The 19643-nt window shown below is 72.4% G+C and carries 16 protein-coding genes and 5 pseudogenes; 10 read left to right on the top strand and 11 right to left on the bottom strand.

The features are described 5' to 3' along the window. Window positions 1-9 precede the first annotated feature (9 nt). Together WJ438_RS02400 and WJ438_RS02395 are read left to right on the top strand one after the other, a co-directional pair. Window positions 10-936 carry an SDR family oxidoreductase gene (locus WJ438_RS02400; RefSeq protein ID WP_406723749.1) on the top strand — a complete coding sequence of 309 codons (927 nt, stop codon included), beginning with the start codon at window positions 10-12 and terminating at the stop codon, window positions 934-936. 47 nt (window positions 937-983) lie between these two features. Continuing rightward, complete coding sequence (locus tag WJ438_RS02395; RefSeq protein WP_406723748.1) at window positions 984-1781, top strand: SDR family NAD(P)-dependent oxidoreductase; 798 nt, start codon at window positions 984-986, stop codon at window positions 1779-1781. 70 nt (window positions 1782-1851) lie between these two features. On the opposite strand, the gene WJ438_RS02390 is transcribed toward WJ438_RS02395, so the two are convergent. Further along, window positions 1852-3054, bottom strand: a complete 1203-nt coding sequence (locus WJ438_RS02390) for a Gfo/Idh/MocA family protein (RefSeq protein ID WP_406723747.1) — start codon at window positions 3052-3054, stop codon at window positions 1852-1854. A 323-nt stretch (window positions 3055-3377) separates the two neighbouring features. On the opposite strand from WJ438_RS02390, the gene WJ438_RS02385 reads away from it, so the two are divergent. Continuing rightward, entirely contained in the window at window positions 3378-3563 is a 186-nt protein-coding gene (locus WJ438_RS02385) for a hypothetical protein (RefSeq protein ID WP_109378756.1), read from the top strand. A gap of 39 nt (window positions 3564-3602) precedes the next feature. Here the strand turns inward: WJ438_RS02385 and WJ438_RS02380 are convergent, their stop codons facing one another. Continuing rightward, on the bottom strand, window positions 3603-4961 hold the full coding sequence (locus tag WJ438_RS02380) for a S1 family peptidase (protein WP_406723746.1): 1359 nt from the start codon (window positions 4959-4961) through the stop codon (window positions 3603-3605). 204 nt (window positions 4962-5165) lie between these two features. On the opposite strand from WJ438_RS02380, the gene WJ438_RS02375 reads away from it, so the two are divergent. Beyond that, entirely contained in the window at window positions 5166-5552 is a 387-nt protein-coding gene (locus WJ438_RS02375) for a PPOX class F420-dependent oxidoreductase (RefSeq protein ID WP_406723745.1), read from the top strand. Window positions 5553-5580: 28 nt separating this feature from the next. Here WJ438_RS02375 and WJ438_RS02370 read toward each other — a convergent pair whose 3' ends face one another. Beyond that, entirely contained in the window at window positions 5581-6003 is a 423-nt protein-coding gene (locus tag WJ438_RS02370; RefSeq protein WP_406723744.1) for a Zn-ribbon domain-containing OB-fold protein, read from the bottom strand. 234 nt (window positions 6004-6237) lie between these two features. Between WJ438_RS02370 and WJ438_RS02365 the strand changes: the two genes are divergently transcribed. Both WJ438_RS02365 and WJ438_RS02360 read left to right on the top strand, forming a co-directional pair. Then, window positions 6238-7089, top strand: a complete 852-nt coding sequence (locus WJ438_RS02365; RefSeq protein WP_406723743.1) for a hypothetical protein — start codon at window positions 6238-6240, stop codon at window positions 7087-7089. 81 nt (window positions 7090-7170) lie between these two features. Beyond that, window positions 7171-7853: pseudogene (locus WJ438_RS02360) on the top strand (peptidoglycan-binding protein). A 26-nt stretch (window positions 7854-7879) separates the two neighbouring features. On the opposite strand, the gene WJ438_RS02355 reads toward WJ438_RS02360, so the two are convergent. Beyond that, the gene (locus tag WJ438_RS02355) at window positions 7880-8257 is read right to left on the bottom strand and encodes a hypothetical protein (protein WP_406723742.1); all 378 of its coding nucleotides are present in this window, start codon (window positions 8255-8257) and stop codon (window positions 7880-7882) included. Between the two features lie 328 nt (window positions 8258-8585). Then, window positions 8586-9502 (bottom strand): annotated as a pseudogene (locus WJ438_RS02350) (MurR/RpiR family transcriptional regulator). Window positions 9503-9825: 323 nt separating this feature from the next. On the opposite strand from WJ438_RS02350, the gene WJ438_RS02345 reads away from it, so the two are divergent. Beyond that, on the top strand, window positions 9826-10227 hold the full coding sequence (locus WJ438_RS02345; protein ID WP_406723741.1) for a DUF3662 domain-containing protein: 402 nt from the start codon (window positions 9826-9828) through the stop codon (window positions 10225-10227). Between the two features lie 63 nt (window positions 10228-10290). Here WJ438_RS02345 and WJ438_RS02340 read toward each other — a convergent pair whose 3' ends face one another. The 3 genes and pseudogenes from WJ438_RS02340 to WJ438_RS02330 all read right to left on the bottom strand — a co-directional run bounded on the left by WJ438_RS02340 (window position 10291) and on the right by WJ438_RS02330 (window position 13529). Further along, the gene (locus tag WJ438_RS02340; protein ID WP_406729565.1) at window positions 10291-11832 is read right to left on the bottom strand and encodes an ArnT family glycosyltransferase; all 1542 of its coding nucleotides are present in this window, start codon (window positions 11830-11832) and stop codon (window positions 10291-10293) included. 266 nt (window positions 11833-12098) lie between these two features. Further along, window positions 12099-12602 (bottom strand): annotated as a pseudogene (locus WJ438_RS02335) (N-acetyltransferase family protein). Window positions 12603-12866: 264 nt separating this feature from the next. Next, entirely contained in the window at window positions 12867-13529 is a 663-nt protein-coding gene (locus WJ438_RS02330) for a nucleoside/nucleotide kinase family protein (RefSeq protein ID WP_406723740.1), read from the bottom strand. A gap of 60 nt (window positions 13530-13589) precedes the next feature. Between WJ438_RS02330 and WJ438_RS02325 the strand changes: the two genes are divergently transcribed. The 3 genes and pseudogenes from WJ438_RS02325 (at window position 13590) to WJ438_RS02315 (ending at window position 16659) form a co-directional block, all read left to right on the top strand. Further along, window positions 13590-14354, top strand: coding sequence for a beta-phosphoglucomutase family hydrolase (locus WJ438_RS02325; protein WP_406723739.1), 765 nt, complete (start codon window positions 13590-13592; stop codon window positions 14352-14354). A gap of 136 nt (window positions 14355-14490) precedes the next feature. Then, the gene (locus WJ438_RS02320; protein ID WP_406723738.1) at window positions 14491-16020 is read left to right on the top strand and encodes a hypothetical protein; all 1530 of its coding nucleotides are present in this window, start codon (window positions 14491-14493) and stop codon (window positions 16018-16020) included. Window positions 16021-16146: 126 nt separating this feature from the next. Beyond that, window positions 16147-16659: pseudogene (locus WJ438_RS02315) on the top strand (DUF5709 domain-containing protein). Between the two features lie 91 nt (window positions 16660-16750). On the opposite strand, the gene WJ438_RS02310 reads toward WJ438_RS02315, so the two are convergent. From WJ438_RS02310 to WJ438_RS02300, 3 genes and pseudogenes are all read right to left on the bottom strand, one after another. Next, window positions 16751-16957: a hypothetical protein gene (locus WJ438_RS02310; RefSeq protein WP_406723737.1), complete on the bottom strand. Its 207-nt coding sequence runs from the start codon at window positions 16955-16957 to the stop codon at window positions 16751-16753. A 242-nt stretch (window positions 16958-17199) separates the two neighbouring features. After that, window positions 17200-18405: pseudogene (locus WJ438_RS02305) on the bottom strand (beta-1,3-glucanase family protein). 264 nt (window positions 18406-18669) lie between these two features. After that, window positions 18670-19572, bottom strand: a complete 903-nt coding sequence (locus tag WJ438_RS02300; RefSeq protein ID WP_406723736.1) for a Gfo/Idh/MocA family protein — start codon at window positions 19570-19572, stop codon at window positions 18670-18672. Between the last annotated feature and the right edge of the window lie 71 nt (window positions 19573-19643).

The following is a 19643-nucleotide window of genomic DNA, read 5'->3' as shown; positions in this document are numbered from 1 at the left end:
AGGCCGGACATGCCGGAGCAGCGGGCAGGATCGTTGAAGGACAAGGTCGCACTGGTCGCCGGGGCGACCCGGGGAGCCGGACGGGGCATCGCCGTCGAACTGGGCGCGGCGGGCGCCACCGTCTACGTCACCGGGCGCAGCACCCGCGAGCGGCGCTCCGAGTACGGCCGCCCCGAGACCATCGAGGACACCGCCGACCTGGTCACCGAGGCCGGCGGCCGGGGCATCGCCGTCCCCACCGACCACCTGGACCCCGCCCAGGTCAAGGCCCTCGTCGACCGCGTCGCCGACGAGCAGGGCCGCCTCGACGTCCTCGTCAACGACATCTGGGGCGGCGAGCACCTCTTCGCATGGGACACCCCCGTCTGGGAGCACGACCTCGACAAGGGGCTGCGCCTGCTCCGGCTCGCGGTGGAGACCCACGCCGTCACCAGTCACCACGCCCTGCCGCTGCTGCTGCGCCACCCCGGCGGGCTGGTCGTCGAGGTCACCGACGGCACCGCGGACTACAACCGCGACACCTACCGCGTCTCCTTCTTCTACGACCTCGCCAAGACGTCCGTCCTGCGCATGGCCTTCGCCCTCGGCCACGAACTCGGTCCGCGCGGCGCCACCGCGGTCGCGCTCACCCCGGGCTGGCTCCGCTCGGAGATCATGCTCGACGAGTTCGGGGTACGGGAGGACAACTGGCGGGACGCCCTGACCCGCGTCCCCCACTTCGCCATCTCGGAGACCCCGCGCTACGTGGGCCGGGCCGTCACCGCCCTCGCCGCCGACCCACGGGTGTCCCGCTTCAACGGCACCTCCCTCTCCAGCGGCGGCCTCGCCCGGGAGTACGGCTTCACCGACCTCGACGGCAGCCGCCCGGACGCCTGGCGTTACCTGGTCGAGGTCCAGGACCCGGGCAAGCCGGCGGACACCACCGGCTACCGCTGACGCCCTACCCCTCCCGCGGTGATCGTCCGGCGCAGTACCGTCCCCGCATGACGACGGACACACGGCGTTTCGAGGGGTACGGCATTCTCATCACGGGCGCGGCACGCGGCATCGGGGCGGCGACCGCCCTGCGGTTCGCGGAGGAGGGGGCGCGTGTCCTGGTCGCCGACGTGGACGGCGCCGAGGCCGGGCGCACCGCGTCGGCGCTCCGCGAGCGAGGCCTGTCGGCCGAGGGCGTCACCTGCGACGTGGCGGACCGCACGTCGGTCGAAGCGGCCGTCGCGCAGGCCGTGGACGCCTTCGGCTCGCTCGACGTCCTGGTCAACAACGCCGCCCACTGCACACCGGACGCCCCCCTCTTCGAGGACCAGCCGGACGAGGCCTGGGCCCGCGACCTCGACGTCACCCTCACCGGCGCCCACCGCTGCTGCCGCGCCGCACTCCCGCATCTCGCCGCCTCCGGCCGGGGGGCCGTCGTCGCCATCGGTTCCGTCAACGGCATCCAGGACTTCGGCAACCACGGTTACAGCGCGGCCAAGGCGGGTCTGGCCTCCCTCACCCGTACCCTCGCCGGTCACGCCGGGCCCCGGGGCGTCCGGGTCAACCTCGTCGCTCCGGGCACGGTGCGCACCAGGGCGTGGGAGGGCAGGGACGAGGAACTCGCGGCGGTGCGCGGGCTCTACCCGCTGGGCCGGGTGGGCGAACCGGAGGACATCGCGGCCGCCGTGGCCTTCCTCGCCTCCCGCGACGCGTCGTGGATCACCGGTACCACCCTGGTGGTCGACGGCGGTGTCACGGCGGTCAACTCAGGATTCCGTCAGGCGCTGGCGGGGCCGGAGAGCTGAGCCGGGCACCCGATGCGGCGGGGATCCGGCTCACGGGCCGGAGGTCTCGGAGAGCTGGCAGACCCTGAGGTCAGGGGGCCGGGGCGTCACCGAAGTCCGGGATCTCCAGCCTGGCGCCGCCCTGCAGCGCGGACTGGTGGGCGATGATGCCGGGCAGCGTGTAGCGGGCGGCGACCCAGGCGTTCACCGACGGCAGGGTGCGGGTGCTCACCGCGGTCACGAAGTCGTCCGCGAGGAAGTGGTGGCTGCCCTCGTGGCCGTTGGCCAGCCGGTCGAACTCGCGCGGGAGCCGGGCGCGGTCGTGCACCGCCGCCGAACCGGAGGTGAAGGCGGCGCGCAGTTCCGGCGCGATGTGCTCGAGGGAGGGATCGTCGGGGGGCAGCGTCGGCTTGGGCTCCAGCAGCTCGGTGATGTCCCGGACCCCGCTCTTGTCCTGCCACAGCGCGACCGTGGCGAGCTGCTCCATGCTCGCCTCCGTGCCGAAGAAACGGAACCGCGATTCCCTAATGTGCGAGGGATAGCCGACCCGCCGGAACTCGTTCGTGCGGAACGCGCCGCCGCCCGCCACCTCGAACAGGGCGGTGGCGTTGGAGAAGTCGTTGTCGAACTGGCTGATTCCCCTCTCGAAGACGCCGTCCCCGCGGTCGTCCCCGACACCGATCGCCGACACCCCGACCGCGTGCGTCTGCCATGCCCCCAGTACCCCGCCCACCGCGTGCGTCGGGTACAGCATCGGGGGATAGCTTGCGGTGGCCTTCCAGTCGTCGCCGCCGCTGTACTGGTATTCCTCGTAGAGGCCCAGGTCCATGTCGTGGATGTAGTCGCCCTCGGCGTAGAACAGCCGCCCGAAGGCACCGGCGGCGATCCGGTCGCGGGCGTGGACCGTGGCGGGGTGGTACTGGCTGGTCTCACCCATCATGTACGTCAGCCCGGTCGCCTTGACCGCGTCGATGATCGCCGCGATCTCCTCCGTACGGATCGCCATGGGAACCGCGGAGTACACGTGCTTGCCCGCGTTCAGGCCCTGGAGCACCAGGGGGCCGTGGGTCCAGCGCTGGGTGAAGATCGCGACCGCGTCGATCCGCGGGGACTCCAACATGGCCTCGTACGACGGGAAGGTGCCGGCGAGGCCCTGCGCGGCGGCGAGCCGCTGGGCCCGTTCGGGCAGCAGGTCGGTGACGTGGATGTCACCGACGCCGGGGTGCGCCTGGAACAGGGTGGCGAACTGGCCCGAGAACTGGCCGGCGCCGACGATACCGAGCGAGAACGTCATGACATGCGTGCCCTTCACCGGGAGTGAATGAGGTTGATCCGCGAGGTGCGGGCGGCGATCGCGGCCGCGGTGCCGTGAGGAGTGTCGGAGAACACGATGCCGCAGCGGCCTCGTTTTGTTGGCACTTGTCCGACGCCGGACCGTTCACGCAAGTCGTCGGGGGGAAGCGGGGCGGGGCCGGGCTGCGGGCGGACGGGTGGCGGTCCGGGGTGTGAACTCCCCCACGTCGCACGGCAGATGACGTGATCAGTGACACTGTCCATTATGTCCGATATGTAAAGTTAGCTCGCCGTTACTCACACGGCTTTCACGTCCGGGGTCGTATGCTTCACAGCATGTCCACGACTCTCGAACCCTCCTCCGAGCGATCGGCTGCCGAGGTCAATGAGGAGATTCGGGCCCTGTGGCTCCGGTCGGGCGGGACACTGAGCGGTGAGCAGCGCGCGGAGTACCAGCGTCTCGTCCAGGAGTGGGCCTCGGCCCTTCCGCGGCGGGCCGAGGCGGCCTGAGCGCCGCACGGGCCCGCTGCCCCTCGCCCGCGCTCTTCTCTAGCCCCATGTCGCCGAGTAGTAGCGCCGGTACGCCTTGCGGTCCTGCTCCGCGCGGAGCCAGCGGGTTGCCACCAGGGCCACCAGACTGCCTCCGATGACCAGCATGCCGGGGCCGACCGCACGCGGGTCGGCCAGGCGGGACAGCAGGGTCGACACGTCGCCCCCCGGCGCCGACGGGCCCGGTGACGCGGCGTCCGGCGCCACCGCGCCCTGCGTCGCCGACGGAGCGGCCGTGCCCGCACCGTCACCGGCCTTCGGGGCCACGATGAGATCCACCTTGAGCTGCGACAACGCCTTCGTGACCGGCTGGAAGAACGTCGTACCGCTCGCCTGTCGGCAGTCGCCGCTGCCGCCCGACGTCACACCGAGCGCGATGCCCTCGGAGAACATCGGGCCGCCGCTGTCACCGGGTTCGGCGCACACATTGGTCTCGATGAGGCCGCTGACCGTGCCCTCCGGGTAGTTCACCGTCGCGTTGAGCGCGGTCACCTCCCCGTCGCGCAACCCGCTGGTGCTGCCGCTGCGGAACACCCGCCGGCCGACCTCGGGATCTCCCACCCCCATGATCCGCACGCCCTGTCCGTCACCGACCGCCACCACACCTGCACCCTCGCCCGCCCGGCCGCCGTCGTACTCGATCAGGGAGTAGTCGTCGCCGGGGAAGCTGCCGCCGACCGTGGTCCCGACCTTCTGCCTGCTCCGGTCGTCGGCGAACCAGACGGATCCGTCGGGTCCGCAGTGCCCCGCCGTGAGGATGAAGTCGCGTTTGCCGTCGGTCACGTTGAAGCCCGCGGAACAGCGCCCGGCGGTCGACAGGATGGGCACCGCCCCGTTGATCCGGGTGGTGAAGGTGCCCTCGGTGCGTTCCATGCGGACGAATCCACCCGCCCCCTCCGCCACTCGGGTCAGGTCGGACCAGGCGTCCGCGGACACCGTGCTGTCACCGCGGACCACCACCTCGTTGGCCCGGTAGTCCATGGACCAGGCCGTTCCGGGCACACGCGGCGCCGCACGCAGAGTCCGCGTGGCCGACTTCAGGTCGCGCATGCTGTGGCGCACCATCTTCGGGTCGGCGCCGGCCTCCCGTACCTCGGCCGCCGCCTTCTCGTCGGTGACCGCGACGACCGTCCGCCCGTCGGCATCGAGCCAGCTGCCCGCCGTGCGGGAGGTGCCGAGCCGGGAGACGAGTGCGGAGCCGGGGCCTGTGGTCTCCTCGGCGGCGGCGTACGGAACCGCGTCCGGCTCCGGCGGCTCACTCGCGACGGCACGGGTCACCATCGTTCCTCCGAGGAGGAGTCCGCCGACGGCTGCCAACCGTGTCACTCGCCGGACGACCCGTCGTCGTGCGTGCCTCATGCGTGACTCCCGAACCAGAACAGGGCGGTGCGAACACCGCGGGGCCTCCGCTGAGTCGAGTGCCCTCTCCCCATACGCGCGCGGGCCCCTTCGTGTTCACCGCCGACGTGATCCGAATGCGTCGGCCGTGTCGGCCGGGCATGTCGGCCGGCCGCCCAGGCGAGGCGGTGAGGGAATGCGTGGGCAGGTCCTATACTGCCGGGTATGGGTGACACGTTGGTGGAGCGTCTCGGAGCGGGAAAGTACCTGCTGGTCACCAGCTACCGGCGCAACGGAACACCGGTGGCCACCCCGGTATGGGTGGTGCGGGACGGGGACGCGCTCGGGGTCTGGACCGTCGCCGACTCCTGGAAGGTGAAGCGCATCCGCGCCCGCGCCGACGTCCTGGTCGGCCCCTGCGACATACGGGGCAACCCGACCGGCGACCAGCTCCCGGCCACCGCGGAGATCTGCGATCGGGCCACCACCGCCCGCTACCGCGAGCTGATCGCCCGCAAGTACGGTCTGACGGGGCGGCTGACGCTGCTCGGCAGCCGCCTGCGCCGGGGCCGGGACGGCACCGTCGGAATCCGCATCACCCCGACTGCCTGAACGGTTCTGAACGGTGCCCGGTGGGGCGTCAGGTCCAGGCGCGGTAGGGCTCGTCGACCAACTGGAAGACCGGTTCGCCCCGTACGGGGTCCTTGGCCGTGGACAGCCGCACCCGGTCGCCGCCGTGGATGCCGATGGGCGGGCCCATGACCCGGCCGCGTACGACGAAGCCCTCGGCCATCTCGATCAGGGACACATTCCGGGCCGCCGGCGTGTTGCGGTGCACCACCGTGGAGTGGCGGACCATTCCGACGCCCGTGCTGCGCTCCGTGCGCAGGTCGCTGCCCTGGCAGACGGGGCACAGCAGCCGCTGGTACATGGCGGTGCCGCACCAGGTGCACCGCTGGAAGGTCATGGCCTCGATGGACGCGGAGGTGCTGCTCTGGGATTCGAGCAGACCCGTCGCGGAGCCGGCTGCCTGCTGAGTCACGCTTCCTGAGTGGTGATACACGCTGGTCAACTCCCTGCACTCGGCCGGAATCCCGCGTGCGCGGTCGCCCGGCACGCCCGTGCCCGGTCTGTCGTGCCACCGCGCACGGCCACAGGGTATGGCACTCAGTGCCACTCGTAAAGGCACTCGGTACCATAATCTCTGTATGCGGACGTGCCCGGTGCGCCCCGCGCCGTACCGAGGACCTGGTGCCGTTCATATGATCAGGGTGCCGTCGTCCCCGAGGAGTCCCGCATGGCACCCGCGCGCCCCCGCGTCCAAGCCCGCCCCCGCCTCCTGTACGTCACCGACCTGGCCTACCCGGCCCGTGGGCGCCGCTACGGCGAGGAGGACGTCTTCCTCACCTCCCGGCTGCGCGCGGACTTCGACCTGGCGCTGTGCCATCCGCGGGACGCCGCCGCGTTGCTGGACGGCTTCGACGCCGTCGTGGTCCGCAACAGCGGCCCCGTGCTGTCGTACCTGGACGCCCACCAGGCCTTCCGTGAACGGGCCACGGAGACCGGCACACCGGTCTACAACCCGCTCACCGGCCGGGGCGACATGGCCGGCAAGCGGTACCTGCTCGAACTGAGCGCCGCCGGCCGCCCGGTGATCCCCACCGTCGACCGGGCGGAGGACCTCGACCGGCTGCCCCCGACGGACCGGTACGTGGTCAAACCCAGGCTCGGCGCCGACTCCCTGGGACTGCGCATCGTCGACCGGAACGCCGTGGGGGACCTCGTCGACGGCAGCGTCCTGGTGCAGCCGCACATCGACTTCGCCTACGAGGTCTCCTTCTACTTCGTCGACCACGACTTCCAGTACGCCCTGTACGCCCCGCACACCGACCGGCGCTGGCACTTGGAGCCGTACCAGGCAACCCCGGACGATCTGGAGTTCGCCCGGCGGTTCGTCGAATGGAACACCCTCGACCACGGCATCCAGCGGGTCGACGCCTGCCGCGCCCCGGACGGCGAACTGCTGCTGGTCGAGCTGGAGGACCTCAACCCGTACCTGTCCCTCGACGCCCTGGACGAGGCGTCCCGGGAGACGTTCGTGTCCGCCATGACGGCCTCCCTGCACCGCTTTCTGCGCGCCGCGGGCTGAACCTCCGCCACTTCCGTCCCGTATCTCTTGCTGTGGGCGGCGCCGCCCACAGCAAGAGATACGGGACGGAAGGAGAGCAGCATGCCGACGCCGTCCGACCCGGGGCAGCCGCACGACGGCCCGCCCCTGGAACCCGTCCGCGTCCTGCGCCCGCGCCGCACGGACGCGCTCGCGGAGATGTTCCGGGAGTTCGAACGGGAGGAGCGCGGGGACTACGAGTCCGTCACCCTGCCCCGGCCGTCGAGCGGTGCGGAGGACGAGACGCAGGAGCTCCCGCCGGTTGTCCCCGAGGAGGCCGACCGGCCACCGTCGCCCGGGTCCGGCCCGGTGCACAGCCCTGCGCAGAGTCCCGCACACGGACCGGTGACGCGGCGTGCCGCTGTGGCGATCGCCGTGGCCGCGGCGGCGGTGCTCGGTTTCGGCGGCGCGGTCCTGTTCCTCGACCGGAACGCCGACGACCGCGTCGCTCCCGGCCCCCACCCCTCCGCGAGCCCTCCGGTGAGCACGCCCGCCACGCCACCCGAGCCGGCCCGGCCGGCCCCGGATTCCTCAGCGAGGGCGATTCCGGCCCCGAGGTGACCGAACTCCAGGAACGGCTCCTGCGCATCCCGGACGTCTACCGCGACGGCGCCACCAGCGGCCGCTACGACGCCACCCTGACGGCGGCCGTCGCCCGATTCCAGCTCTGGTACGGCATCCAGGGCGACGAGACCGGCGTCTACGGTGACGACACCCGCCTCGCGCTGGAGTCGCGTACCGGGTGACGCCGGACCCGCACGTCCCGTCGTGGTCAGCGGCCCGCTTCCCTCAGGGCCCGGTTGACCGCGCGCACGCTGCGCGCGATGTGCTGCAACTGCATGACCTCGGCCGCGTACAGCTTGATCGTGTGCTCGATGACCCCTTCGTGCAGGCCCAGCCGGGGCAGGTCGGCCCGTGCGGTCTGCAGGGCGGTGCGCGCCACCCGGATCTCGTGCTCGACCTGGATCTGGGCGTGCCGGGCCAGCAGGACGGGGTGCCGGATGAACGCGGGATAGCTCGCGTAGCGCGCCGGCACCAGCTCGCGCAGCCACTTGGCCGCCGAGCGTTCCCAGTCGTAGCTGCCGGGTGCCTTGACCTGGCAGGGCCAGTCCGGACTGCTGAGGCGCGTGGACGTCACGGTCATGATCATCGCTTCCGGGTGTGCGGCGTCGTAGGGGGTGCACGACGGGGTGGCGCGGCCCCGAGCCGGGGACGACCGGGGCCGCCACGGGCGGCCGGGCAGGGACTGCCCGGCCGAACACCTGGCCGTCGGAGCGGGTGGGACCCGGCGGCCCCGGGCGTTCGGGATACGGGGCGCGGTCCGGAATGGATGCGTCGCGATCCGTCAGCAGTATTTATATATGCCATCTGGTTTGCAAGGCGTATGAAAACATTCATGCGTGCTCTGATAGGGAAGGTCCGCGTGCCGGCCGTGCACGTCCGTGGCCCGCGGCGAGGGGTCGGTGATCGGTCGCCGCTCAGTCCCTGAGGAAGAACTGGTGCTGGTCCGCGAGCTGTTCGTACTCCTCGAGCCGGGTCTGGGTCCGCTCCGGGTCCGCGTCCGTCATGGCCTGGAGCAGCGCCGCGCACATCACGCCCGGAGCGGCGTAGGAGTCGAACACCAGGCGCGACCCGGTGCCGGTGGCGAAGGTGGCGTCGGCTTCGTCGGCGAGGGGCCCCAGCGCCAGATCGGTGATCAGCGCGACCTTCAGCCCGGCACCCCGGGCGACCCGCATCGCCGTCAGGGTCTCCTGGGCGTGCCGGGGCAGGGAGAACGCCAGCACCCAGGTGCCGCCGGCCTCCCGCGACTGCAGGAGCGCGTCGTAGGCCACGCTGCCGCCCCGCGTCACCAGCCGGACGTCCGGGTGGATACGGCGGGCGGCGTAGGCGAAGTACTCGGCCAGCGAGACGGAGATGCGCAGCCCGAGCACGGTCAGCGGAGCGGACGCGGACAGTGTGCGGCCGATCTCGATGACCCGGTCGGCGTCGGCGAGGTCCCGCCGCAGGTTCTCCAGGTTCTCGATCTCGGCGTCCACCGCCGCCTGCAACTCGTTGCCCCGGCACTCCTCCGCCGACCCGCCGGGGAGTGTGCCGAGGGCGATCGCCTGGAGCTTTTCCCGCAGCGCGGGGTAACCGCTGAACCCGACGGCAGAGGCGAATCGGGTCACCGAGGGCTGGCTCACCCCGACCCGCTCGGCGAGGTCCGTGATCGACAGGAACGCCGCCTCGGTGATGTGCTCGATCAGGTACTGGGCGATGCGCCGCTGCCCCGGGACAGCCGGGGCCGGTCGAACAGCGTGCGGAGTTGGGACGTCGGGGACGCCTCGGTGTCCTGGCCCGCCTTCCTCGAGGTGATCGCGGACGCCTGGGCGCGTGCCTGCTGCGGCGATGGCACCGGGGCGCCTCCTTCGTCTCCCACGAACGTTCAATTTAGCTCACGCGTGAGGGCGAACAGGCCTGCCGACGGGAGCGCATCGGCAGGCTTCCGCAGGGATATGTCCGCGTCCCGCGGGAACCCGCCGCCTCAGCGGAGCAGAGCGAGAACCCCGCAAGACATGCGAGGAGCAGAGTCATGATCGTCCCGCGCCACCGGCCGCACCCTGCGCGAGGCGCTGGAGGAGGCCGAGACACGCCCGACGACTTCGACGACAGGCCCGTGGGCCGGTCTGAGAATCTCCGCTCCTCCCCGACGCGACGACATTTTGGACAGGTGAACCCATGAGCGCCCTGAGCGCGCTGGAAGAGGCTCTGGAAAACCGTTGGGAGGCGCTGCGGGCGCGGGTGTTCGACCGGGAGCCGGTCGAAGTCGTCGACGCCCTGCGGCGCGAGTGCGACAGCAACGCCGTGGTGTGCCGGGCCGATCGGGTGATGGTCCCCAACGCCTACGACGTGGAGCTCGCCGACCCGGTGCACGAGGAACTCACGCGCCGCGACAGCCACGTGGGACAGGCGCTCACCGACAGCCTGGTCCGCCACGCCGCGCGCCACGGCTACGAGTGGGCGGGGCCGCTCACCGTGCATGTGGGCAGGGCCCGCGAGGTGCCCAACGGCCGCTACCGCGTGGCGAGCAGCGTGATGCCGCACGTCCGGGCCGACGGCTTCCGGCAGGCACGGCGGTAGGGATCAGCGCCCCCGCCGGCAACTGCTGGGACCGACGCCGTCGCATCCGGGGTCGGGGCCGTGTCACCGCCGGTAGACCGTGATCGAGTGCCCGACGTCGTCGACCGGGCGGCTGCTGTCGATCAACTCGGCCAGCCTGCCGGTCGCCTTGGCCGCCGCCGAGTCCGACACGGCCAGCACCCCGTGCACCCGGCCCGGCGGCACCCGGAGCGGGTCGGCGGCACGGATGCCGTAGTACGACGGCACCCCGCTGCCCTTGTACACCAGCCAGATCCGCTCACCCCGGTACCGCTCGCGCAGCCGGTCGGCGAGCCGGCCGAGATCCTGGCCCCAGTCCACATTGGAGTCGTGCAGCCGCAGCCGCGTCTTCGCCGGGCCGCCGAAGGCCTCGTTGGAGTACGGCAGATAGTACGGATACGCCCGCAGCGAGCCGGCCGCGACGAACGCCACCAGCACCGCGGCGACCACCGGCACCCACCATCGGCGCACCACGACCAGGCACCCCGCCGCCACCGCGAGGAGCATCGGCAGGAACAGGGCGTACCGGGTGCCGAAGTCCCGGCTGCCGCACATGGCGGCGGTCAGCAGCACCGCCGGGGCCGCCAGCAGGTAGGACGCCGCGGGCCGCAGCCGTCGCACCGCCACCACCACGGCGGTTCCGGCAGCCCACAGCGCGAGCGCGCCGAGCGGCGTTTTCACCAGCAGCGCGGCCGGCAGGTAGTACCAGAGGGAGCCGGTGTAGAACCTGCCGAAGAGGAAGCCCTCCCAGGGGCGGTTCTCGAAGGCGAACTGGATGCGCACGCCGTCCCGGTACGGCTCTGGGAACGGCATCAACTCCACCGCCAAGCCCCGCAGTCCGTGCACCACGGGCACCTGCTGCGGAGCCCAGCGCAGTCGTGGATCGACGGCCAGATAACTGGCCCAGACGACGGCGACCGCGACCAGCCCGACGACCACGCAACCGGCGAGCGCCCGCAGCAGCCTGCGCCCCGCCGCGCCCTTGGACGCGTACCGGACGGACACCGCGGCGAGCGCCAACACCACCGGAATCACGGGCAGGGTGCTCATCTTCGTCGCCAGCGCAGCCCCCAACGCCGCACCGGCGAGCGGCAGATGGAGCCGTGGCCGCAGCCGGGCCCGCCACAGCAGCCACACCGAGGTCAGGACGAACCCGGCGGCCGGCACGTCGAGCGTCGCCAGGGAACCGTGGGCGATCACGTCGGGGGAGAGGCAGTACAGCGCGAGCGCGACCAAAGCGCCCGCGTCACCGGTGAGTTCGCGGGCGAAGGCGAACACCACGAGCCCGAACAGCAGCGTCAGCGCGATCACCGGAAGACGGGCCCACAGCATCAGCCGCCACGGGTCGTTGCCCGACTCGTACAGCAGATGCCGTCCCAACTCGCCCTGGCTGCCGCGGAAGCCGGGAGCGAGGTGCGGATCCGCGACCGCGACCCCGACGGCGACCGCCAGCTTCCCGAGCGGTGGATGCTCGGGGTTGTACCGCAGGCTGTGCTCCTCCAGATACACGGCGGCCGTGCCCACGTACACCGGCTCGTCGATCGTCGGCGTCTGCCGCACGGCGGTGGTCACCATCGCGACGGCCATCTGCCCGAGCAGCAGCACCGTCAACACAGCAACCAGCCACCGCCGCCCCGGCCGGCCGAGCGGACCACGGCCGCCACCGCCGGCACAGCGCCCCGCTCACCCCCGCCGAGCAACGCCCGCTGTTGCCCGCGCCCCACCGAAAGACGACTTATGCCGCCACACTCTCGCACCGCCCCACTCTCGCACCGCCGCACCCCGGACGGGTGCCAAATGGCCGGCGGGTCGCGCCGCTCCTTCGGGCGGACCCGGGGTGCGCCCGGTGACCGTCAGGGAGTGCGCCGCACGACGTCCGGCGCGTGAGCGGCGAGGTTCGCCAGCGGGGTGCCGCTCAGCCGGCACACCGTCCAGTCGTCCAGGAAATCCGCCCCGAGCGACAGGTAGAAGCCGATCGCCGGCTCGTTCCAGTCCAGCACCACCCACTCGAAGCGCTCGCAACCGTTCTCCCGGCAGATCGCCGCGTGGGCGGCCAGCAGTGCCTTGCCATGCCCGGCGCCCCGGGTGTGCGGGCGTACGAAGAGGTCCTCCAGATACGTCCCCCGGGTGCCGGTCCAGGTGGAGAAACGCGGGAATCACAGGGCGAAGCCCGCGATCCGGCCGTCGGCGTCGTCCTCGGCGATCAGGACGGACGCGGCGGGGTGCGCGCCGAACAGCGCCTCGCGCAGCTGCTCCTCGGTGGCGCGGGCCTGCTCGGCGGCCTTCTCGTAGGCGGCGAGTTCGCGGATCACCGCGCGGACCTCGGGGACGTCGCGCACGGTGGCGATTCGAATCATGGGCCGGAGCATGAACCACCGGACCGAGCCGCGTCCATCGGGAGCAGCTCGGTGGACGGCCCGAGCCGGCCCGGGGCGTGCCCGGCCACTTCGACGGGGTGGCGGAGCCCGTATCCCGAATACCTCGACAGAACTCGGTGGCATCCGTCGTGCGGCTGCCCACTGCCCGCCAGGGGCCGGACGGGAACCGCGCCGCTCCCGCGGCCGAGTATCACCGCGGCCCTCAGACGGCCACGTCACCGGCCTCGCCGGGCAGCAACGGGCTCATGCCCCGGTGCCCACGCGCGGCACCGCGGACGCAGGCACCACGAGGTCGGCGCGGTGCCGGGTCGGGGCGATCAGTTCGGCGTTGGGCTGGTCCGAGCGAAGGACCCAGGCCACTGCCTCGTCAGGGCGCTTGCCGAACTCCTCGTGGCGGGCCACCAGCCGGCGGAGCCGCTCCGCCTCGTCCAGCTCGCAGAACCACACCTCGTCGAGCTGCGGCCGGACCCGGGCCCAGGCACCGGTCTCCAGCAGCAGGTAGTTCCCCTCCGTGACCACCAGCCGGGCCGTCGGCGGCACCGGCACGGCACCCGCGATCGGCTGCTCCAGCACCCGTTCGAAGCCGGGCGCGTACACGACGTCGTCGTGCGCCTCCTCGCGCAGGCGCCGCAGCAGCTCCGCGTACCCGGCGGCGTCGAAGGTGTCCGGGGCGCCCTTGCGGTCCCGGCGGCCGAGCCGGTCCAGTTCGGCGTCGGCGAGGTGGAAGCCGTCCATGGGGACATGGGCGACCCACGGCTCCCCGGTGCCGTTCAACTCCCGCACCAAGTGCCCGGCGAGCGTGGACTTGCCGGAGCCCGGACCGCCGGCGATGCCGAGCATCGCGCGTCGGCCGTCCCGGCCGAGGGCGCGGGCGCGGCCGAGGAGATCGTCGAAGGTCGGCGTCACACGGACGAGTGTGTCACCCGCGATCCTCGTGTTCGCCGCCGAGCGGGGAAGGTGTCCGGTATGACGGATCTGGGTCTGCCCGAGAACATCCTGGCCTGCCTCTTCGATCTCGACGGCGTCATCACCAGGACGGCCACCGTCCACGCGGCGGCCTGGAAGGAGATGTTCGACGCCTTCCTGCGCGAGCGGGACGGCGTCGGCTTCCGGCCCTTCGACGCCGGCGACTACGACGAGTACGTCGACGGCCGCCCGCGTGCCGACGGCGTACGCACCTTCCTCGCCTCCCGCGCCATCGAACTGCCCGAGGGGAAACCAGGCGACCCGCCCGACGCCCCGACCGTGCACGGGCTCGGCAACCGCAAGAACGAGCTGCTCCTGGAGCGGATCCGCACCGGCGGTGTCGACGCCTACGACAGCACCCTGCGTTACATCGAGGCGGCCCGCGCCCGCCGGCTGCGCACCGCTGTCGTCTCCGCCAGCGCCAACTGCCTCGACGTGCTGCGCGCGATCGATGCCGAGCACCTCTTCGACGTCCGCGTCGACGGCGTGGTCGCCGCCGAACGCGGCCTCCCGGGCAAGCCGCGCCCCGACACCTTCCTTGCCGCCGCCCGGGACCTCGGCGTGCCTCCCGGCCGGGCCGCCGTGTTCGAGGACGCGCTGGCCGGCATGGACGCGGGCCGCGCCGGTCACTTCGGATACGTGGTCGGCGTGGACCGCGTCGGACGGCCGGACGCACTGTACGCCCACGGCGCCGACCGGGTCGTGACGGACCTCGACGAGCTCCTCGGAGAGCCGGGGGAGCGGCGGCCCCCACGGACGGAATGAGGCGAACGGCCGTACCTCACTCCAGGCACCTGCCCCTTGCGGTTTAATTTGTCCGTATTTGCACGCCGATGCCTCGCGAGGGCGTCGACCCACAGGGACGGCACCTCACCGGAGCAAGGGACGTAAGGGACGGACGATGCCCGACGGAAGCGGTGTTCTCCTCACCGGAGGACGGCGACGCGCGCACACGTTCCCGGGCGTGTTCCATCCGACCGCCGGCACCGCACCGCTCGCGGTCCTGGCCGCCGTCTTCACCCTCGCCCAACTCGTCCTCGTCCGCCCGGACCTGGGACTCGGCTGGGACGAGATCGTCTACGTCAGCCAGGTCACCTCCCACCACCCGGCCGCCTTCTTCAGCGCCCCGCGCTCCCGCGGCGTCTCTCTCCTGGTGGCGCCCGTCGCGTCCTGGTCCTCGTCCACCGCACTGCTGCGCGTCTACCTCGCCCTGCTGTCCGGCCTCGCCCTGTACCTGGCGCTGCGCACCTGGCGCGGCCTGTTCCCCACCCGCGTCCTGGTCACCGCCGGAGCCTTCTACGCCTCCCTGTGGGTGACCCTCTTCTACGGCCCCCAGGCCATGCCCAACCACTGGGTCGCGATCGGCGCCCTGATCACGGTCGGCTCTTTCCTGCGGTACCGCGCCGACCGCTCGGCGCGCGGCGCGTTGTGGGGCGTCGTGGCGGGGGCCGCGCTGATGGCGTGGATGCGGCCCACCGACGCCGTCTGGGTGACGGTCCCCCTGTTCGTCCTCGCCCTGGCCGGCCGGCACTGGCGGCTTCTGCTCGCGCTGGCGGCGGGTCTCGCGGCGGGAGCGGTCGAATGGGTGGCCGAAGCCTACGCGGACTACGGCGGCCTGGGGGAGCGGCTGGCCGAGGCCTCCCGCATCCAGGGCGGGCTCGGCTGGCACGTAGCCGTCGACGACCAGCTGCGCAGTCTGGGCGGACGCGGCCTGTGCCGTCCCTGCACCGGGCCGATGCCCCCTCCGGTGGTCACCCTCTGGTGGTTCGCCCTGCCCCTGCTCGCCGTCGTCGGGCTGGTCGTCGCCGTACGGGCCCGGCGTGTCCTGCGCACCGTGATGCCGCTGGCCTGCGCCACCACGGCCGCCCTCCCCTACCTGTTCATGATCGGGTACGCGGCACCGCGCTTCCTCCAGCCCGCCTACGTCCTGCTCGCGATCCCCCTCGCCGACGGACTGTGGCACCTGGCCAGGAAGCCGGGCGGGAAGTGGCGACCGGGCGGGAGATGGCGACCGGGCGGGAGATGGCGACCGGTCGCGGCGGCGCTGATCGCGCTCGCCCTGGCCGGCCATCTGGCGGTGCAGCTGGCCGTCCTGGTGCGCACCGTCGACCGCAACACCGAAAGCCGCCGGGACTGGACCCGCACCGCCGGCGAACTGCACCGGCTCGGCGTCCGCCCGCCCTGCCTGATCACCGGCCACGAAGCCATCCCCATCGGCTATTACACCGGCTGCTCCTCCGGCGAGACCAGCGGGAACAACGAGAACACCACGGTGGCGGAGATCCTGCGCACCGCGGACCGGGTCCCCGTGGCCGCGCTCACCGGCCCCGGCGGCACCCCACCCGACTACGCGCGGCCCTGGCCGGTCCACCGGATCAGCGACCTCGAGGTCCGCATCGCCCCGACGCCCAGGCGGGACGCCGCCGGGTGACGCCCGGGCCGCCGGGACGCGGCAGGGCTCCGCACGCCGAAAATCGGGGTTGGGCTGCGCGTAACGGGAAACGCGGATCCGACACCCGAGAGGAACGAGTCGACACAGCGTGACAGGGAGGAAACCATGGGCACCGACCCGATGGCGGACGACGTGTACCAGCCCACCGGAGGCAACGAGGAGCAGGAGGACGCCGCGCCCCTCGACCTGCAGGACGCCGTCGACGAACGGACCTATGACGACATCCTGGACGAGGGCCACTCCCCGCCGGAGAAGCCGCTCGGCGTGACCCGGCACGGCACCACGGCCGCCGAACAACACGACGGTGAGACCCTGGACGAACGGCTGGCCCAGGAAGTGCCCGACGCGTCCGCACCCGGCGGGGACGACGTGGGCGACCTCCCCGGGGGCGAGGGCGAACCGGTCGATCCGGAGGCCGGCACCGAGCGCGCCGGACGCCTGGTCGCCCCGGACTAGGGCGTCCGTGCCGACAGCACGAAGGAGACCGTCGCCGAGGACGTCGGAGTCGACGCGGGGGCTGCCGGCGCGGAAGAGGCCGCCGTGCACGTCGTGGAGGACGAGACGGCGTTGCCGGAGGACCGGGGCGAGGAGCGGGAACGAAGCCAGGACGTGACCTGACCCGACCCCCGAGGGGAACCGTGTTGATCAGGACGGCGCGCCGCCGGCCCGGTGCGGACATGCACCGGCTGGCGGCGCGCCGTCCCGGGATTCAGGGAAGCAACTTGTCCAGTGCGGCGGGCCCCTCCTCCGCCAGTTTGCGCCTGGCCCATTCGAGACTCTGCGGGGTGAGATCCTTGCCGGAGGCAAGGACGAGGTCCTCCGGCGACACGTCGGTGCCGGTACGGGCGTGGAGCAGGCCGTCCGGGGTGGTGCGATCCTCGGACGGCCGGGACTGCTCGGGCTGTGACGTCGACATCTTCTGGCTCCTCGGGTCCGGACGTTGTAGCGGCCCCGGTGCGGTCATCGGGTCCGATATCACCATTCAACGCGGGAGCCCGCCGTGCATCCGGAACACGTGGGGCGCCGCCTCGAAGGGCCGCTCCTCACGTGCAGGGGTACCTTCCCCGGCACGCCGAAAACACTGCGCAGGCCGCCGACCGGGCTGGTCCGAACCGGCGACGCCTCGGACGGCGCCCCGTCGGGGAGCCGTCCGGTCGTCTAGAAGGGCGACAACGTCAGGCGCAGGCCCGTGGGGGCCGTGTCCTGGATGTACGAGGCGAAGTCGGCTACGTCGTCGAAGGCGAAGCCGTACGCCTTTCCGTCCTTCGTGGCCGTGTGCACGGCCTTGGAGCAGTGGTTGGTGAGCTCGGTCCGGTAGAAGGCCGAGGCGTCGGTGGTCGGCTGGGCGGGGTGGCTGAGCAGCGTCGAGCGGTTGAAGCCGGCACCGAGCACAGCGGCTACCGGGCCGATCGGACCCGTCGTCGGGGGCGGCGAGCGCGCCGTCACAGAAGAGCACGTCCCGCGTGGACGGTTTGCCGAAGGAGACCGGGGCGGGACCGTCGAAGGTGAACCGGCCGCCGCGCACCCGGCCGGTGAAGGTGCCGGCGTTGGTGATGACCTCCAGGTCCCGGCCGGTGTAGGCGCTCCACACCTCGTCGATGCACGGGGCGAGATAGTCCTTGGCGAACAGACCCGAGTCCAGTCCGTTTCCCGGCGCGATGATCCGGGTGTCGTCCACGACGAGCCGCGAGAGCGCCCCCACCTGCCTGAGGGCGTCGAACACGGCACGGCGGCCCCCGTCACGGAAGGCGCCCGTGGTCCGGTCCCTGGAGCCGGTGAGCCGGATGTTCAACGGCACGCTGAACATGTCGACCATCGTGGTGTTGCAGAACATGCCCGCGGAGTCGTAGGTGAACTCGGCACAGTCGTGCAGCACACCGTAGTTGGGGTCCGAGGTGACCCAGCCCGCCGGGTACTGCAGTGCCGCGTTGCCGTTCCCGTCCGCGACGGCCTTGAACTTGAGCTTCTCGCCGAGGGCCACGTAGACACGACCGGACATGTACGGCAGGGACAGCTTGGTCTCGCCGCTGCCGGCCAGGCTGATCGCGTGGTCGGTGAAGCCGTCGGCGCCGTTGTCCGACAGGGCGATCGGGGCCGGGTTGCCGTCGGGGGTGACCGTACCCGACGGCCGTTCTGGTTGCCCACGACGTGGAGGTGCACGCTCGTGTTGTCGAAGGAACCACTGTTGTTGACGATCGTCAGCGGGAGGGGGCCCGCGGCGGCCGCGGCGGCCTTCGTGTCCGCGGGCGACTCCGCGAGGGCGTGGGGAGCGAGCGCGGCGACGGCGGGCGTGGCCACGGCTGCCCCACCGAGAGCGAAGAGAACCTTCCGACGGTCGAGGGAGCGCTGGTGACGAGGAGCCATGTGGGGGTCTCCTGAGGTAATCGTGGGGGGCCGTACGGCGCCGACCCGGCCCGGAACCTTGGAGCGTAGAGCGCTCCAAGGGTGAGAGCGCTCTCACGCCGTGCGTCGGCGCCGACGCACGGCTTTGATGGTACGGACCGGAACGACCCCCGCCAATGAGTCCGACTTGTTCCCCAACCCACCCTGACCAGCGGTTACTTGAACGGCGTACGAGGACCCCACGACTGCTTGAGCACTTCTTGAGCGTCTTCGAGCCGGGGGACGTCAGAGGCCGGGCCGGGCCGTTCCACCGTCGAGCAGTGCCTCCGCGGTGGCCAGGATCTCGGTGACGCGGAGCGCGAACGCGGCGTCGCACGGGTGCGGCCTGCCGGTGTCCGCGGCGGTGAGCAGCGCGTCGGCGGCCCGGCCGAGGGCGGGGACCGCCCCTTGGGCCGTCTCCGGCAGGACGGTGGCGCCGGACTTGCCGCGGAGTTCCACGGTGGCGCCGGCGGCGGCCGGGGGCGCGGTCAGGCTCAGGGTGAGGGTGCTCGAAGCATCGCTGGTGTGCTCCAGCACGAGATGGACGGTGTCGCCGGGGCCGTGCGCCGCCGCCGACACCCGCCGGGCGTCGCCGAGCAGGGGCAGCAGTACGGACAGGGCGTGCGGGCCGACGTCCCACAGCGCGCCCTTCTCCCGCCGCCAGGGCGAGGCCGCGAACGGGCTGTCGCCGGAGGTGAACACCGCCCCGAGCCACTCCGCCCGCGCGGTGAACCAGCCACCCGCACCCGCCTGTTCACTGATCCACGCAGCCGGTTCGGGCTGGAAGCGGGTGGTGAAGAAGACCACGGAAGCAACCTGCGCCTCCTCGACGGCCTCCGCCACCGCCCGCCCCTGCGCCACCGTCGGGGCGAGCGGCTTGTCGAGCAGCAGATGGCGTCCCGCCCGCGCCGCGCGGACCGCGAGCCCGGCCTGCACGTCCGGCGGCAGGGCGACGGCGACGGCGTCCACGTCGGCTATCAGCGCGTCGACGTCGTCGTACGCCCGCGTGCCGTGCCGGTCGGCCAGTTCCTTGGCGGCGTCGGAGCGGCGGCCCCACACGCCGACGAAGTCGAGGTCCTTGTGCCCGCTCAGCGCGGGGGCGTGTGCCGCCTGCGCCCAGGGGCCGGTGCCGAGCAGTCCGATACGCATGCCGTCGCTTCTCCCGTGCCGTGTTCGCCGCCGGCCGGTGGTGCCCGGCCCGCTGTTGGGCCCGAGCGTGT

Source organism: Streptomyces sp. GD-15H (assembly GCF_045291515.1).
GTDB lineage: Bacteria > Actinomycetota > Actinomycetes > Streptomycetales > Streptomycetaceae > Streptomyces.
This window is presented reverse-complemented; position numbering and strand designations above follow the sequence as displayed.

Bases quoted from the DNA above. Each gene is read 5' to 3' on its own strand.
- WJ438_RS02400 (WP_406723749.1), top strand. From the start codon at position 10: ATGCCGGAGCAGCGGGCAGGATCGTTGAAGGACAAGGTCGCACTGGTC.
- WJ438_RS02395 (WP_406723748.1), top strand. From the start codon at position 984: ATGACGACGGACACACGGCGTTTCGAGGGGTACGGCATTCTCATCACG.
- WJ438_RS02390 (WP_406723747.1), bottom strand. From the start codon at position 3,054: ATGACGTTCTCGCTCGGTATCGTCGGCGCCGGCCAGTTCTCGGGCCAG.
- WJ438_RS02385 (WP_109378756.1), top strand. From the start codon at position 3,378: ATGCTTCACAGCATGTCCACGACTCTCGAACCCTCCTCCGAGCGATCG.
- WJ438_RS02380 (WP_406723746.1), bottom strand. From the start codon at position 4,961: ATGAGGCACGCACGACGACGGGTCGTCCGGCGAGTGACACGGTTGGCA.
- WJ438_RS02375 (WP_406723745.1), top strand. From the start codon at position 5,166: ATGGGTGACACGTTGGTGGAGCGTCTCGGAGCGGGAAAGTACCTGCTG.
- WJ438_RS02365 (WP_406723743.1), top strand. From the start codon at position 6,238: ATGGCACCCGCGCGCCCCCGCGTCCAAGCCCGCCCCCGCCTCCTGTAC.
- WJ438_RS02355 (WP_406723742.1), bottom strand. From the start codon at position 8,257: ATGATCATGACCGTGACGTCCACGCGCCTCAGCAGTCCGGACTGGCCC.
- WJ438_RS02345 (WP_406723741.1), top strand. From the start codon at position 9,826: ATGAGCGCCCTGAGCGCGCTGGAAGAGGCTCTGGAAAACCGTTGGGAG.
- WJ438_RS02340 (WP_406729565.1), bottom strand. From the start codon at position 11,832: ATGGCCGTCGCGATGGTGACCACCGCCGTGCGGCAGACGCCGACGATC.
- WJ438_RS02325 (WP_406723739.1), top strand. From the start codon at position 13,590: ATGACGGATCTGGGTCTGCCCGAGAACATCCTGGCCTGCCTCTTCGAT.
- WJ438_RS02320 (WP_406723738.1), top strand. From the start codon at position 14,491: ATGCCCGACGGAAGCGGTGTTCTCCTCACCGGAGGACGGCGACGCGCG.
- WJ438_RS02310 (WP_406723737.1), bottom strand. From the start codon at position 16,957: ATGTCGACGTCACAGCCCGAGCAGTCCCGGCCGTCCGAGGATCGCACC.
- WJ438_RS02300 (WP_406723736.1), bottom strand. From the start codon at position 19,572: ATGCGTATCGGACTGCTCGGCACCGGCCCCTGGGCGCAGGCGGCACAC.